General features: G+C 69.0%; 17 protein-coding genes. 8 read left to right on the top strand and 9 right to left on the bottom strand.

What is annotated here, in order from left to right; translation table 11 throughout:
* Nucleotides 1–51 precede the first annotated feature (51 nt).
* Complete coding sequence (locus tag ND450_RS37650) at nt 52–921, top strand: helix-turn-helix transcriptional regulator (RefSeq protein ID WP_253322899.1); 870 nt, start codon at nt 52–54, stop codon at nt 919–921.
* Here ND450_RS37650 and ND450_RS37645 read toward each other — a convergent pair.
* Both ND450_RS37645 and ND450_RS37640 read right to left on the bottom strand, forming a co-directional pair.
* Nucleotides 905–3,550 (bottom strand): hypothetical protein, encoded by a 2,646-nt coding sequence (locus ND450_RS37645; RefSeq protein WP_253322898.1) that lies wholly within the window; start codon nt 3,548–3,550, stop codon nt 905–907. The genes ND450_RS37650 and ND450_RS37645 overlap by 17 nt on opposite strands.
* A 263-nt stretch (nt 3,551–3,813) precedes the next feature.
* The gene (locus tag ND450_RS37640) at nt 3,814–3,975 is read right to left on the bottom strand and encodes a hypothetical protein (protein ID WP_253322897.1); all 162 of its coding nucleotides are present in this window, start codon (nt 3,973–3,975) and stop codon (nt 3,814–3,816) included.
* Nucleotides 3,976–4,043: 68 nt separating this feature from the next.
* Here ND450_RS37640 and ND450_RS37635 point away from each other — a divergent pair, with 68 nt between their 5' ends.
* From ND450_RS37635 to ND450_RS37625, 3 genes are all read left to right on the top strand, one after another.
* The gene (locus ND450_RS37635) at nt 4,044–4,640 is read left to right on the top strand and encodes a histidine phosphatase family protein (RefSeq protein ID WP_089914421.1); all 597 of its coding nucleotides are present in this window, start codon (nt 4,044–4,046) and stop codon (nt 4,638–4,640) included.
* Nucleotides 4,640–5,113, top strand: a complete 474-nt coding sequence (locus tag ND450_RS37630; RefSeq protein ID WP_253322896.1) for a GNAT family N-acetyltransferase — start codon at nt 4,640–4,642, stop codon at nt 5,111–5,113. Before ND450_RS37635 ends, ND450_RS37630 begins: the two co-directional genes overlap by 1 nt.
* A gap of 126 nt (nt 5,114–5,239) precedes the next feature.
* Nucleotides 5,240–5,656, top strand: coding sequence for a DUF5684 domain-containing protein (locus ND450_RS37625; protein WP_253322895.1), 417 nt, complete (start codon nt 5,240–5,242; stop codon nt 5,654–5,656).
* Between the two features lie 66 nt (nt 5,657–5,722).
* Here ND450_RS37625 and ND450_RS37620 read toward each other — a convergent pair whose 3' ends face one another.
* The 3 genes from ND450_RS37620 to ND450_RS37610 form a co-directional block, all read right to left on the bottom strand.
* Nucleotides 5,723–6,535 (bottom strand): SAM-dependent methyltransferase, encoded by an 813-nt coding sequence (locus tag ND450_RS37620; protein ID WP_089914428.1) that lies wholly within the window; start codon nt 6,533–6,535, stop codon nt 5,723–5,725.
* Between the two features lie 143 nt (nt 6,536–6,678).
* Entirely contained in the window at nt 6,679–7,389 is a 711-nt protein-coding gene (locus ND450_RS37615; RefSeq protein WP_089914431.1) for a trypsin-like serine protease, read from the bottom strand.
* A gap of 82 nt (nt 7,390–7,471) precedes the next feature.
* Nucleotides 7,472–7,891, bottom strand: coding sequence for a hypothetical protein (locus tag ND450_RS37610; protein ID WP_253322894.1), 420 nt, complete (start codon nt 7,889–7,891; stop codon nt 7,472–7,474).
* 252 nt (nt 7,892–8,143) lie between these two features.
* Here ND450_RS37610 and ND450_RS37605 point away from each other — a divergent pair, with 252 nt between their 5' ends.
* Nucleotides 8,144–9,079, top strand: coding sequence for a diacylglycerol kinase family protein (locus ND450_RS37605; RefSeq protein WP_089914437.1), 936 nt, complete (start codon nt 8,144–8,146; stop codon nt 9,077–9,079).
* A gap of 245 nt (nt 9,080–9,324) precedes the next feature.
* Nucleotides 9,325–9,579, top strand: coding sequence for a WhiB family transcriptional regulator (locus ND450_RS37600; protein ID WP_015104912.1), 255 nt, complete (start codon nt 9,325–9,327; stop codon nt 9,577–9,579).
* Nucleotides 9,580–9,741: 162 nt separating this feature from the next.
* Here ND450_RS37600 and ND450_RS37595 read toward each other — a convergent pair whose 3' ends face one another.
* Nucleotides 9,742–11,220 (bottom strand): PAS domain-containing sensor histidine kinase, encoded by a 1,479-nt coding sequence (locus ND450_RS37595; protein WP_089914440.1) that lies wholly within the window; start codon nt 11,218–11,220, stop codon nt 9,742–9,744.
* Between the two features lie 54 nt (nt 11,221–11,274).
* Between ND450_RS37595 and ND450_RS46150 the strand changes: the two genes are divergently transcribed.
* Entirely contained in the window at nt 11,275–11,349 is a 75-nt protein-coding gene (locus ND450_RS46150; protein ID WP_369809028.1) for a 50S ribosomal protein bL37, read from the top strand.
* 63 nt (nt 11,350–11,412) lie between these two features.
* Here ND450_RS46150 and rsrA read toward each other — a convergent pair whose 3' ends face one another.
* Together rsrA and ND450_RS37585 are read right to left on the bottom strand one after the other, a co-directional pair.
* Complete coding sequence (gene rsrA, locus ND450_RS37590; protein WP_371927515.1) at nt 11,413–11,673, bottom strand: mycothiol system anti-sigma-R factor; 261 nt, start codon at nt 11,671–11,673, stop codon at nt 11,413–11,415.
* Nucleotides 11,670–12,335, bottom strand: coding sequence for a sigma-70 family RNA polymerase sigma factor (locus ND450_RS37585; RefSeq protein WP_177229709.1), 666 nt, complete (start codon nt 12,333–12,335; stop codon nt 11,670–11,672). The genes rsrA and ND450_RS37585 overlap by 4 nt, the downstream gene beginning before the upstream one ends.
* 50 nt (nt 12,336–12,385) lie before the next feature.
* On the opposite strand from ND450_RS37585, the gene ybaK reads away from it, so the two are divergent.
* Nucleotides 12,386–12,862, top strand: coding sequence for a Cys-tRNA(Pro) deacylase (ybaK, locus tag ND450_RS37580; protein WP_089914449.1), 477 nt, complete (start codon nt 12,386–12,388; stop codon nt 12,860–12,862).
* On the opposite strand, the gene ND450_RS37575 is transcribed toward ybaK, so the two are convergent.
* Complete coding sequence (locus ND450_RS37575; protein ID WP_253322893.1) at nt 12,859–13,344, bottom strand: hypothetical protein; 486 nt, start codon at nt 13,342–13,344, stop codon at nt 12,859–12,861. The two genes, ybaK and ND450_RS37575, sit on opposite strands and share 4 nt — an antisense overlap.
* Between the last annotated feature and the right edge of the window lie 56 nt (nt 13,345–13,400).

Genomic DNA, 13,400 nt, shown 5'->3' with positions numbered 1-13,400 from the left:
GTACCACCCAGGAGCTGCCAGGCACCCCGCGGCGAGGCCATACTCGATCTCATGACCAGTGGCGGTGAACTCGGCGACTTCCTCACCTCACGCCGTGCGGCGCTGTCGCCGGAGGAGGTCAGCCTGCCCGCCGCGACGACGCCGCGCCGGGTCAAGGGGCTGCGGCGAGCGGAGGTCGCGATCCTCGCCGGGGTGAGCGTCGACTACTACGTCAAGCTCGAGCAGGGCCGCGCGAAGAACGTCTCCGAGCAGGTCGCCACCGCTGTCGCGAGGGCGTTGCGGCTCGACGACGTCGAGAGCCGCTACTTCTTCTCGCTGCTGCAGGCCGAACCGTCCCGCCCGGCCACGACGCCGAGGGCCAGGCCCGCGCTGCAGTCCATGATCCGCGCCATGGAGGTGCCGGCCGTCATCCACGGGCCGTACCTCGAGATCCTCGGCATCAACCACGCCGGCAAGGCGTTGCTGGACGACTTCGACACCATGGCCGCCGAGGACCGCAACCTGGCGAAGTGGATGTTCCTGAACCCGCGGGCCCGCGTCGTCTACCGCGACTGGACCGAGATCGCCGCGGACATCGTGGCCACGTTGCGCGCGTCGATGATCCCCGGCCGCGACAACGACGCGCTGTCGCGGATCGTCGGCGACCTGAGCACGCGGTCGGAGGAGTTCGCGGCCATGTGGGCGGACTACCGGCTCTCCGAGCACCGGCACGGCGTCAAGCGCTTCTTCCACGAGGCCGTCGGCGACCTGCGGCTCAACTGGCAGACGTTGCGCCTGCCGGATTCCGACGGGCAGACGATCGTCGTCTACAGCGCCGACACCGGATCACCGTCGGAGGAGAAGCTCCGCCTGCTGAGCAGTTGGACGGCGGGTGGCCGTCGCAGCGACGACCACCCGCGCGCGGTCACACCGCCTCAGTGACCTTCCCGGTCACCTCGAAGCCGATCCCGGTCGGCGACTGCCCTTCGAACCTCAGCCTGACCTGCTCCTCACCCTCCGCCTCGGCGTCGGTGGTGGTCGGCACCTCGAACTCGACGGAGGTCTGGCCCGCCGGGACGAGGACGTAGAGGCCCAGCCTCGTGGCCGACAACGGCCGTGAGGGCAGGGCTTCCTCACCCGAGTTGCGGATCAGCCACTGCGCGTTGACGTCTGTTGTGGACAGTTCCGTGCCGGAGGCCGGTGCCACCGCGGTGCCGAGGACCGCGACGGCCGAGTCGGCGGCCTCGGACAGGGTCAGCCGCCACTTCAGCGTGCCGCCCTCCTGCACGCTGCCGGCGACCGGCGTGACCACGACCTCCGGCGCCGGGTCGTCGTTGCGCACCAGCAGTCCGCCGGTCGCGGCGCCCACCACCGCGTTGGAGATCGCCTGCACCGACACGGAATGGCGGACGTCACCGCTCCACCTCGTGTTGCCGGTGTAGGTCACCGGCACCTCGGCGCGGTCCTGGCCCTCCTGCAACGTCACGAGCTTCGTCGTGGGCTGCCTGGTCGCCGGGTCGGTGTAGAAGAGCCGGATCACGCGGATGCCGTCGCCGGTCGCGGTGACGACGATGTTGTGCGTCTGCGTGCCGGAGTCACCCTCGTCGACCGCGGTGACGACGGCGTCGACGCGGGGCAGCCGCGTCGGGGTCACCGGCACCAGGCCACCGTCCCAGCCGGAGGCGTCGATCAGCCACGCCTCACCGGACGCGGACCCGGGAACCAGTTCCAGCGACGTCAGCCGGTCGAGCCCGGGCGGCAGCGGCACGCGGACTTCCTGCGCCCACAACGAAGACGTGCGATCACTACCGGGAACGCCGGCCACCTGAACGGAGCCGAGCGAGTGCTTCTGTCCACTGTGGTCGGTCACCGCCACGTCGAACTCGGACGCCGCCGCGTTCGGCGCAACGGCCAGCCTCAGCGTCAGCTCTCGTGAACCGTCCAGCGACACCGGTTCGGCGGGCGTGACGACACCGGGCTGCCCCGCCGCCGACCACTTCAGCGCGACGGAAAGGCGTTCGGGCTGCGCCACAGCGCCGCGGAAACCGACGAAGTGCGGCGACCGCGCGGTGCTGCACCCGACCGCGACGTCGCGGGACGTCTGCTGGCAGACGCGGGCGATGCCGGACGTGCCGGTGGACCCGCCGGGCACCACGAACGGCCTGCGGTCGGCCCCGACCGCGTGCGACAGGACGCGAGCCGGGTCGGCGGACGGCGCGCGGACACCGGATCCGTCGAGCAGTGGCAGCACGGACTCGTCCCGGCCGAGGAACAGCCGGGCGGACGCGGCGACGTAGGTGGCGCCCATCCTCTGCTGCTGCTCGGCGGTCAGGCGGGTGGCCGTGCCGGGCGCGCACAGCGGGTCCGGCGGTTGGCCGGGCCAGAAGTCGTCGGACGCCGGCGCCTCCGCCTGGCCGGGGGTCCACTCGCTGTTGAAGTAGTTGTGGTTCGCGCCGACCATGTAGAGCGCGCTGTGCAACGCCTCACCGCGGCTCAGCCCGCGGGTCTGGTCGACGAACACCTGCCCCTGCAGGTCGGACACGTCCCCGTCACAACCGGGCAGGAACGTCACCGAGGGCACGTCCGGCGCCGGGTTGTGACCGAAGATCGTGGGCCCGACCAGCACGTCACCGCGGATGTCCCAGCGCACCGGACCGCTGAACCCGGTGTCACCGGGCGGCGGCGTGAGGCTGTCCGTGGCGGCGCGGTTGACGCCCTCACCACCGCGCGAGTGGCCCACGAGCAGCACGTTCGCCATGTCGGCCCGCACACCACCCGGCACGGACCCCTGCCCGGACGACCAGTCCGCCCACTTCGCCAGGTGGTGGCGCACCAGCGACGACCGCCCCTGCGCACCGGCATCGGCCGTCAGCGCGTCCTGGGCGTTGATGCCGTTGGCGGAGATCGACACCGTCAGGTACCCCTGCGACGCCAGCAACTGCTGCGCCTTCAGGTACCCCTTGTGGCTCGGCACGGCCGTCAACCCGCTGGAGCACGGCCACTCCATCGCGATCCGGTTCGGATCCGACTTGCTGTAGCAGGTGAAGTGCCTGCCGTGCAGGAAGAGCACGAGCGGCCGGTCGCCGGGCGCGTCCTTCGGCGCGACGACGACGCCCTCCATCTCGACCGGCGCCGCGTACTCGGGCAGCCGGACCGGGTCGAGCGCGTACTCACCGGTCGTGGTGGCGTACGGCCCCGGTGTGCCGGGATCGACGTCCGCCGCGGGCCGCGGCGCGGGCAGCTCGGGCACGGACAGCCCCGGTGCCGAGGGTTCGACGACGTCCAGACGCCTGCCCGCCGACCGCACCTGCAGCGCGCCGGGGTCCTGCAGCTCGGCCTGCACCGTGAAGCTGCGCAGGTCGGCCGACTCCCGGGCCCGGCCGAGGAACCGGTCGCCCTCCCAGAACTCCACACCCGCGTCGAGCAGCGGCAGCGGCGCGGAGGTGGTCCATCTGACGACGTTCCCGGAGACGGTCCAGCCAGGTGGTGGTTCCGGCGCGGCCGACGCGGACGGCGCCGGGAGAACCGCGGCGAGCAGAACGGGCAGGAACAGCGCGACAGCACGGCGCATGTGTGGGTCCCCCTCAAAAAGGATCCACTCCGTTCTATCGACGCCCGACAGCGCGGTGCGAGGAATTCAGCACCGAATCCGCCAAACAAAACAAAGACCCGACGAGCGTATTGGGCCATTCGGTCCAACGCGGCACGAAAAATCGAATAAGTGCCGGTCCGGCACGTCGACCAGAGCTGCGGAGCCCACTGTGCGAACCAGTCGATTTACCGGGAAATCACCCGGGACCGCGTTGTGCAAGCATTTCGAGCACAGCCGAAATATCAGCGCTCCCGCTCGTCGGCGTCCCGCTCGTTCTGACTCAGCTTGTTCCACGTCGAGGTCAGCTCCGCCCGGATGCGGGCCACGCGGACGCCGAACGCCTCGCGGATCTCCTGGGGGTCGACTTCGTCGGGGACGCCGTGGTCGGGCTGCTCGGCGGTCATGGCGGGTGGAGTACCGCGATCGCGTCCTGCTCCAAACGTGCTCCCCGTCACTGCCTAGGATCGAACAGGTGAGCACCCACCTCTACCTGCTGCGCCACGGCCAGACCGAGTGGTCCGAGAGCGGCAGGCACACGGGACGCACTGACATCGAGTTGACGCCCGAGGGCGAGCAGCAGGCACGGCGGGCGGGGGCGGTGCTCGCTCGGTTGCGGGGCACCGACCAGGCGCCCGCGCTCGTGCTGACGAGCCCCCGGCAGCGCGCCACCCGGACGGCCGCGCTGGCCGGGCTGGAGGTCGGCGGCACGACCGAGGACCTGGCCGAGTGGGACTACGGCGACTACGAGGGCATCACCACGCCGCAGATCCGCGAGCGCGTGCCCGGCTGGACGGTGTGGACGCACCCGATGCCGAACGGCGAGACGCACGCGGAGGTGCAGGAGCGGGCCCGCAAGGTGCTCGGCGAGGTGCGCAAGATCCTGCCCGGCGGTGACGTGGTGCTGGTGGGTCACGGACACTTCAGCCGCGTGCTGATCGCGGCGTGGCTCGGTCTCGCGCCGGACCAGGGTGTCCACTTCGGACTGGACCCGGCCGGCATCTGCCAGCTGGGCGACGAGCGGGGCGACCCGCAGGTGCGCAGGCTCAACGTGCCTGCCTGGGAGGTGTGATGATCCGGCGGGTGGAACCGCGTGACGTCGACGCGGTCGTGCGACTGGTGCACGAGCTGGCGCTCTACGAGAAGGCGCCCGAGCAGTGCAAGCTCACGCCGGGACAGTTGCACACCGCGTTGTTCGGCGAGCACCCCGCGCTGTTCGGTCATGTGGCCGAAGTGGACGGTCAGGTCGTCGGCATCGCCCTGTGGTTCCTCAACTTCTCGACGTGGGACGGCGTGCACGGCATTTACCTCGAGGATCTATATGTCACGCCGGACCAGCGCGGGAACGGTCTCGGCAAGAAACTGCTGGAAACGCTTGCCCAGGAGTGCGTCGAGAAGGGATACACCCGCCTGCAGTGGTGGGTGCTCAACTGGAACGAGCCGAGCATCGGGTTCTACAAGTCCTTGGGCGCCATACCGATGGACGAGTGGACGACGATGCGCGTCGCGGACGAAGCCCTGGTCAGGCTCGGCTCTTCACTCTGAAGGTTGACGGAAGGTCTCGAAAGGCTCACGAAACGGGAAATCCACACAGGACGGGTCCACGGTGCTGGCAGCGTCCCCGCTCGCCGATCCCCCGGCACCAAGTAAGCGTGGAAAGAAGGAAAGACCATGCCCACTGACCCGACCACGATCGACCCGAACGCCGCAGCGGCCGTCTCGGGTGTCTTCCTGGTGATCAGCCTCATCTTCGCGGTGATCGGCATCATCATCATGTGGAAGGTCAACACCAAGGCCGGTCAGCCCGGCTGGGCCGCGATCATCCCGATCTACAACATCTACGTGTGGCTGAAGATCGCCGGCCGTCCCGGCTGGTGGCTCGTCCTGATGCTGATCCCGTTCGTGAACATCGTGGTCTCGGTGATCGTGTCGATCGACATCGCGAAGTCGTTCGGCAAGGACGCCGTCTTCGGCGTCGTCGGCCTGTGGCTGTTCAGCCTCATCGGTTACGCGATCATCGCGTTCGGTGGCGCGCAGTACCGCGGCCCGGCCGCTCTGGTCGGCCAGCAGGCCGCGTACCGGGGCTGACACCCGAACACGTCGAGGCCGGGCCTGGAACAACCCCTGTTGCTCCGGGCCCGGCCTTCGCCGTTCTCAGACCATCCCGACGGCGCCGTAGGTCGACGCGTCGGCGGCGGCGGACGCGCCGGGAAGCTCCCCGTCGGCCCTCCAGTGGGCCGCGAGCACCAGTCCGGGCTCCAGCAGCTTCAACCCGCAGAGGAAGTCCTCGACGTCCTGCTTGGACCGCGGCACGAGATCCAGGTCCATGCCGTCCGCGAGCTCGACGAGCCGGCCGACGAGCTCCGGCTCCATGTCCTTCGTGAGATGCGTCAGCGCGAGGATGCTGCCCTCGGTCAGTGCGGCCCGGTAGCGGGCGACGACGCCGGCGGGCTCTTCGGTGACGTACGGCAGGACACCGACCATCAACACGGCGGTCGGCTGCGTGAAGTCGATGAGGCGACGGGTCTCCGGGTGCCGCAGCACGGCGCCCACATCACCGATGTCGGACTGCACGATGGCGGCGTTGAGGTTGTCGCGCAACATCGTGCGGGCGTGGGCGACGGTCACCGGGTCGCGGTCGACGTAGACGACCTTGCACGACGGGTCGATGCCCTGGGCGACCTCGTGGACGTTGCCCGCGGTCGGGATGCCGCTGCCCAGGTCGAGAAACTGCCGGATGCCGTGCTCCTCGACGCACAGGCGCACCACGCGGCGGGAGAAGGACCTGATCATCCGGGCTATCTCGGCCACGGGGTACATCTTGATGCTCTCCTCGGCGACCGTGCGGTCGACCGCGAAGTTGTGCGCGCCGCCGAGGTAGTAGTCGAACAGGCGAGCCAGATTTGGGCGTTCGGAATCGCCGTTTGTGGTCACCCGCTGCGGGCCGTCCTGCACTGCGCACCTCACCCTGCTCCCGAGCGGCGCGAACGCTGGGGGCACGGTAACCGGCTACTCCGTTCGTGTCCATCCACCATTAGTGAACACGCAGGGTGATGGCCCCCGGCCGGAGCCGAGGGCCATCGCAGGGTTACCGCTGGTGGAGCTGTGTGTCAGACGCCCGCGTACTGGCGGATCCAGGTGCGGTAGGCGCCCACGTGGGTGTAGTTGGACCGGGTGGAGCGGTCCGACGTGGAGGCGACACCGACCTGCTTGCCGTTGGAGAACATCGGGCCACCCGAGTCGCCGCCGGCGGCGATGCCGTCGACGCGCGTGACGGCGACCGCGCGGCCACCGCGGTAGTCACTGCCGTTGACCGACGTGACGCGGGTGTTCGCGACCTTCAGGTAGCGCGACTGGCAGTTGATCTCCGGCTGGTTGGTGCACGTGGCACCCCAGCCGTAGAGCTGCACGGTGTTGCCGGTGGCCACGTCGGACGTGGTGCCGAGCGGGGAGAACGGAGCGGACATCGTCGTCGAGACACGCGCCAGCGCCAGGTCGGCCGACGGGTGCTTGATGATCTGGTTGGCCGTGACGAGCTGGCCACCCGAGGTCTGGTCCAGGCTGCCCGCGCGGAACGTGTACGTGCCGCTGCCCGAAACGCAGTGCTCAGCGGTCAGGATCCACTGAGGTGCGATCTTCGTGGCGGAGCAGTTCTCCCGCCCGTTGAAGAACAGGCGAGCGGCGTACGGGAAGTTCTGGGCATAGCTGCCACCGATGATCATCGGCTGCATGTCCGGGTTCTCCGGAGCAGCCGTTGCGGCAGCGGGAGCGAGGGAGAGCGCCGCCAGGAGGGCGCCCGCGATCGCGGTAATGACACGCATGGTTGGTCACCTCGTGAGTGCAGGGAGTGGTTAAGCAACCACGCACAGCTTCACTCGTCCGTGTGAGGCTGACCACCCTCCGTTAGTCGGCTTTGTCGACTTCCGATTCACCTTCGAGGCCCATCGCCCACTTGCGGCCCTCGGTGGTGAACAGGAGCACGAGCACGACGACGCAGTAGATGCCGCCCAGCGAGCCCAGCAGCTGCTGCTCCGAAGGCCCGTACGCGTACCAGGCGCAGCCGAGCAGCAGGAGCTGCGTGACGATCACGGGCGTGCGGGCGCCGTGGTGGCCGCGGAACAACATCACCGTCGCGAACAGCACCCCGCCGAACCAGAGCACGAGCACTCCGGCGGCGCCGAGGATGGGACCCGCGGGTGTGGCTCCCCCGATCACCCGGACGACGAGGGCGACGGCCAGCGCGATCCCGCCCAGGCCCTGCACGAAGGTGAGCGCGGACGCGATGCGCACCGGGCGCGGTGGCGCCTGGGTCTGAGTGGTCACGGAAGACCTTTCCTCACGTTCTGTACCTGGTCACGGATCGTATGCCACCCGGTTGGAGGGCTCTGGAAGCACGCCGGGCGCGGGAAGATCAAGGGGCCTTCAGCGAGCCGGCGGTCGTCCGGGGTGCACTCGGCTGCGAGGCGGGACGCGGTGCGACGGAAGGGAGATTTGCGCCACTTTCGTGAGGCTGGAGCCACCCTGAGGGAGGACATGCGAACCGCAGACGGTCACGCATTGTCCTACTCTCAAGTAGTGCGCGCTCTTCTCGTGGTGAACCCGCAGGCGACTACAACGACGCCGGCGGGCCGAGATGTGTTGGCGCACGCGCTGGCCAGCGACGTGAAGCTGGAGATCATCGAGACCTCCTACCGGGGCCACGCGGCGGACGCCGCCCACGGTGCCGCGGAGGACGGGTTCGACCTGGTCATCGCCCACGGTGGCGACGGCACGGTCAACGAGGTGGTCAACGGCGTGCTGCGCGGCGGCCCCCGTCCCGACAGGCCGATGCTGGGCGTCGTGCCCGGCGGTTCGGCCAACGTCTTCGCGGGCGCCCTCGGCATCCCGCGCGACCCCGTCGAGGCCACCCACGTCCTGCTCCAGGCGATCGAGCACGGCACCAGGCGCCGCGTCGGGCTCGGGCAGGTCTTCGCGGACGTCATCGAGAACGGCCGCTGGTTCACGTTCAACGCGGGTCTGGGCCTCGACGCCGACGTCGTGGCGGGCGTGGAGCACAAACGCGCCAAAGGCCGCACCGCGAGCCCGTTCCTCTATCTGAGCGTCGCCCTCAAGGCGTACGGGCAACTCGTGCGCAAGCCGCAGCACTTCACCGTCGAAGTGCCGGACGAGGCGCCGTTCGACACCGACGGCATGGTTTTCGTGTCGAACACCGACCCGTGGACGTACTTCGGGGACCGGGCGATCCAACTCAACCCGAGCACGTCGTTCGACGGCGGACTCGGGTTGAGTGCGTTGAGGACTTTGCGGGTACCCACCGTCGGGCGCTACATCGCCCAGGTGCTGGCCACGGGCAATCCGAAGAGCGGGAAACTCGTTCGGCGCGATGACGTGGGTTATGTCAGAGTGAAGTGCGAGGAGCCCGCGAACCTCCAGGTGGACGGAGATTTCCTCGGAACGACCACCGCGGTGGAGTTCCGGGCGGTGCCCGACGCGTTGACTGTTGCCCTGTAAGGAACTTGACAGTCCGTGATCGGTTCGTGACCGTCTCGGTACGCACCCGCGATGTACTGCAGTCGAGTGACAGCAGAGCGTGAAACCCCAGGTGAACGCTGTCGATCTTTTGGGTGAGTTCACTCACCGGGTCAGTGCTTACCCCTTGACATCTCTGCCGTTCGTGAAAGCATTCACAAGCACCCCAAAAACGACCGCTGACAACCGGCGTGCCCTTGTGCGCGCCTAGCTGAGGAGTAGTTCCAATGGACTGGCGCCACCGCGCGATCTGCCGCGACGAGGACCCCGAGCTGTTCTTCCCCGTGGGGAACAGTGGTCCCGCGCTGCTTCAGATCGCCGAGGCGAAGACCGTCTGCCGCCGTTGCCCCGTCGTCTCCGACTGCCTCGCGTGGGCGCTCGAGAGCGGCCAGGACGCCGGCGTCTGGGGCGGGATGAGCGAAGACGAGCGCCGCGCCCTCAAGCGCCGCAACGCTCGCACGCGCGCCCGCAGCAACGCCTGAGCAGGCTGTTCGCCGCTTTAGACATACTGCGTTGATCTAGAACTTCATAAAGATCAGGCCCGACACCGTGCCAGGTGTCGGGCCTGTTCTTTTGTTTGCACACCCTCCCGCATGACCACGTGAGACCGCTGAGGCTGATCGTCACGTGTGCACGAGGTCAGTTTAGCGTCGCCCCCTGAGCGGCACGCGCAGGACCGCCTCAGTACCGCCTCGGGGCCTGCGCCGCAAGCTCAAAGAGCCTCTCAATTCGGAATCGACGAGGGTCCGAACGATCTGCAGGCCGAGACGATCGGTGCGTTCCAGGGAGAAGCCCTGCGGCAGGCCCTTGCCGTCGTCGGTGATCGTCACGTCGAGCCACTTCGCGCTGCGCTCGGAGTGCACGACGACCTCGCCGCGCTGGCCAGGGGCGTAGGCGTGTTCGAAGGCGTTCTGCACGAGCTCGGTGAGGACCATCACGAGCGGGGTGGCGATCTCGGCCGGGACGATGCCGAACCCGCCCTCGCGACGCACGCTCACCTGGGTCTCGGTGACCGCCACGTCGCCCATCATCGGGATGACCTTGTCGACCACGTCGTCGAGGTCCACGCGCTCGTCGACCGACATCGACAAGGTCTCGTGCACGAGTGCGATGGAAGTCACACGACGAACCGACTCGGCGAGCGCCTCCTTCGCCTCCGGGTTGCTCAACCTGCGGCTTTGCAGCCTCAGCAGGGCTGCGACGGTCTGCAGGTTGTTCTTCACCCGGTGGTGGATCTCGCGGATCGTGGCGTCCTTCGACATCAACGCGCGGTCACGACGACGGACCTCGGTGACGTCGCGGCACAGCACGATGGCGCCGGCGGCCTGCCCGCGCGGCCGGAGGGGCAGAGAGCGGAACAGCACGGCGGCGCCGCGCCGGGACTCGGCCTCCATGCGCATCGACGGCTGCCCGTCGAGCGCCTGCCGGATGCGCTGGGCGACCTCCGTGGCGTCGAACGGGTCGCCGATCAGGCTGCGGGTCAGCGGCGCCAGGTGCACGCCGACCAGGTCCGAGGCGTGCCCCATGCGGTGGTAGGCCGACAGCGCGTTGGGCGAGGCGAACACCACCGCGCCGGACGGGTCGAGCCTGATCAGGCCGTCCCCGACGCGCGGACTGGTGTGCACGTCCGGCGAGGGCTCGGGGGCGGGGAACGTGCCGTCCGCGATCATCTGGCACAGGTCCGCCGCGCTGCCGAGGTACGAGATCTCGAGCGGCGACGGCACGCGCGGCACGGCCAGGTTCGTGCTGCGGCTCAGCACGGCGATGACGTGGTCGCCCAGCCGCACGGGGATGGTCTCCCGGCGCACCGGCACGCCCAGGTGCCAGCGCGGGTCCTCCTCGCGGCAGATCCGCGACTCGTCCATGGCCCGGCGCAGCTGCGGGTGGTCGTCGGAGTCGACCTCGCTGCCGACGACGTCCTCGGGGTGGGCCGTGGGCGCCGTCGTGGGACGGGCCTGGGCGACGCAGAGGAACTTGTCGCCGTCGAGCGGGACCCACATGACGAAGTCCGCGAACGACAGGTCCGAGAGGAGTTGCCACTCCGCGACGACCAGCTGGAGGTGGTCGACAGCGGCGCCGGAGAGCTTGGTGTGCTCGGCCAGCAGGTCCGTGAGCGTGCTCAGAACTCCTCCATGAGAAAATGGCCGATGAAGCAGTTCTGATCCTAGGAGACACCCATGTCGAAGCGTGCTCGCAAGCGCCGCGACCGCAAAAAGGGCGGCGCCAACCGAGGCAAGCGCCCCAACGCCTGAGTGCTGCGAAAAGGCCTGGACACCAAGACGGTGACCAGGCCTTTTTGTCTGTGAGGACGATCTTCAGTCCTCCGTGCGGATCTCCACGATCGTCGCGCGGATGCGCGCCTTCAGATCCGCGGGCGCGTAATCCCCACCACACTTGCGGGCGAGCAGCGCCTTCAGGTGCTCCTCCAGCCCGAACTGCTCCAGGCAGGGATGGCACTCGTCGAGGTGCGTCTGCAGCGCCTTGCGCCGGCCGGAGTCGCACTCCTGGTCGAGGAACAGCCAGACCTCGCTCAGCACCTCTGAGCAGTCGGTGTCGTGGGGTTCACCGCAGTTCATGACGCGTCTCCGTTGCTGCCTCGGAGGAACCCGCGGTCGCGGGCGACGTCCGCCAGCATGTCGCGGAGCTGGCGACGGCCGCGGTGCAGGCGGGACATCACCGTACCGATCGGGGTGCCCATGATGTCTGCGATCTCCTTGTACGCGAAGCCTTCGACATCGGCGAGGTAGACCGCGATCCGGAACTCCTCCGGCAACCGCTGCAGAGCTTCCTTGACGTCGCTGTCGGGCAGGTTGTCGAGTGCCTCGACCTCGGCGCTGCGCAGCCCGGACGAGGTGTGGCTCTCCGCCTGCGCCAGCTGCCAGTCCGTGATCTCCTCGGTCGGCTGCTGGATCGGCTGGCGCTGCTTCTTGCGGTAGCCGTTGATGTAGGTGTTCGTCAGGATCCGGTAGAGCCACGCCTTGAGGTTCGTGCCCTCGGAGAACGACGCGAACGCCGAATACGCCTTGAGGAACGTCTCCTGCACCAAGTCCTCGGCGTCAGCCGGGTTGCGCGTCATGCGCAGGGCGGCCGAGTAGAGCTGGTCCAGCATGGGCATGGCGTCGCGCTCGAAACGCGCAGCGCGCTCCGCCGTCGTTTCTGTCGTGCCGGTGGCGGGCACCGCGCTCCCTTCCCACAGGTTCTGGGTCGGGACTGACTTTACGCGTGACCGCTCAAGCATGTTGGTTGCCACGTTCTGGGTAACAACGGACGGGCTGGTAGTAATTCCGCATGGCCGGACGTGGGACCCCCGCCACAGCGCTGCTGGACAAGCAGCGGGTGGCGCACACCTTGCACTCGTACGAGCACGACCCCCGCCACGAGTCGTACGGGCTGGAGGCCGCGGAGGCGCTCGGGCTGGTGCCGCAACGCGTGTTCAAGACCCTGGTCGCCGAGGTGGACGGCAAGCTCGCGGTCGGCGTCGTGCCGGTGACGGCGCAGCTCGATCTCAAGGGCCTCGCGGCGGCGTTGAAGGGCAAGAAGGCGAAGATGGCCGTCGTGGCCGACGCCGAGCGCGCCACGGGGTACGTCGCCGGCGGCATCTCCCCTCTCGGGCAGAAGAAGCGGCTGCCGGTCGTGGTGGACGCGTCGGCGCTGGAGTTCGACACCATGTTCTGCAGTGCCGGACGGCGCGGCCTCGAGGTGGAGATCGCGCCGTCCGAGCTGGTGCGGCTCACCGGTGCCGTGGTGGCCTCGATCAGTGCCTAGCTGACCGGAGGCGTGAGGCTTCCGAAACGCACGACCGGGCTGAGGTTGGACGGCCACGCGACGGTGACCTGGTCACCGGGGCCGTCCTCACCGGGCAGCGTGAAGCGGACGGACGCGGGGTTCTCCCGCGGGCCGTGGATCTGCGAGGCGACGTAGACGGCGGCCCGGCCCGACCCGCTGACAGGGACCTCGACGTAGTCGCCGCTGCGCATCTCCGGCTCGATGCCCAGGTCCTCGCCCGCGGCGTCGAGGAAGCGCACGTCGCTCAGGCTGCCGCCGATCCGGCAGGAGACGCCGTCCGCGGCGGTGAAGATGATCTGGTGCGCCTTGCTCGCGGACGAGGGCGACCTCATGTCGTGGGCGGTGATGACCAGGTCGTCGCCCGTGCACCACGGGACGTCGGCCTGAGCGGTGGCGGACGCTCCCGTGGCGGCGGTGAAGGTGATGGCCAGAGCGGCCGCGGTCGTGCGGAACGAGTTCACGTGTTCTCCCCGAATACGTCTCGAGTGGTGCTCCCCTACGCCACAGGGGACGACCT

The sequence above is a fragment of the Lentzea sp. HUAS12 genome (assembly GCF_024125735.1).
Classification (GTDB): Bacteria; Actinomycetota; Actinomycetes; order Mycobacteriales; family Pseudonocardiaceae; genus Lentzea; species Lentzea albida.
The sequence above is the reverse complement of the archived record's forward strand: the minus strand, read 5'-3'. Positions and strand labels throughout refer to the sequence as shown.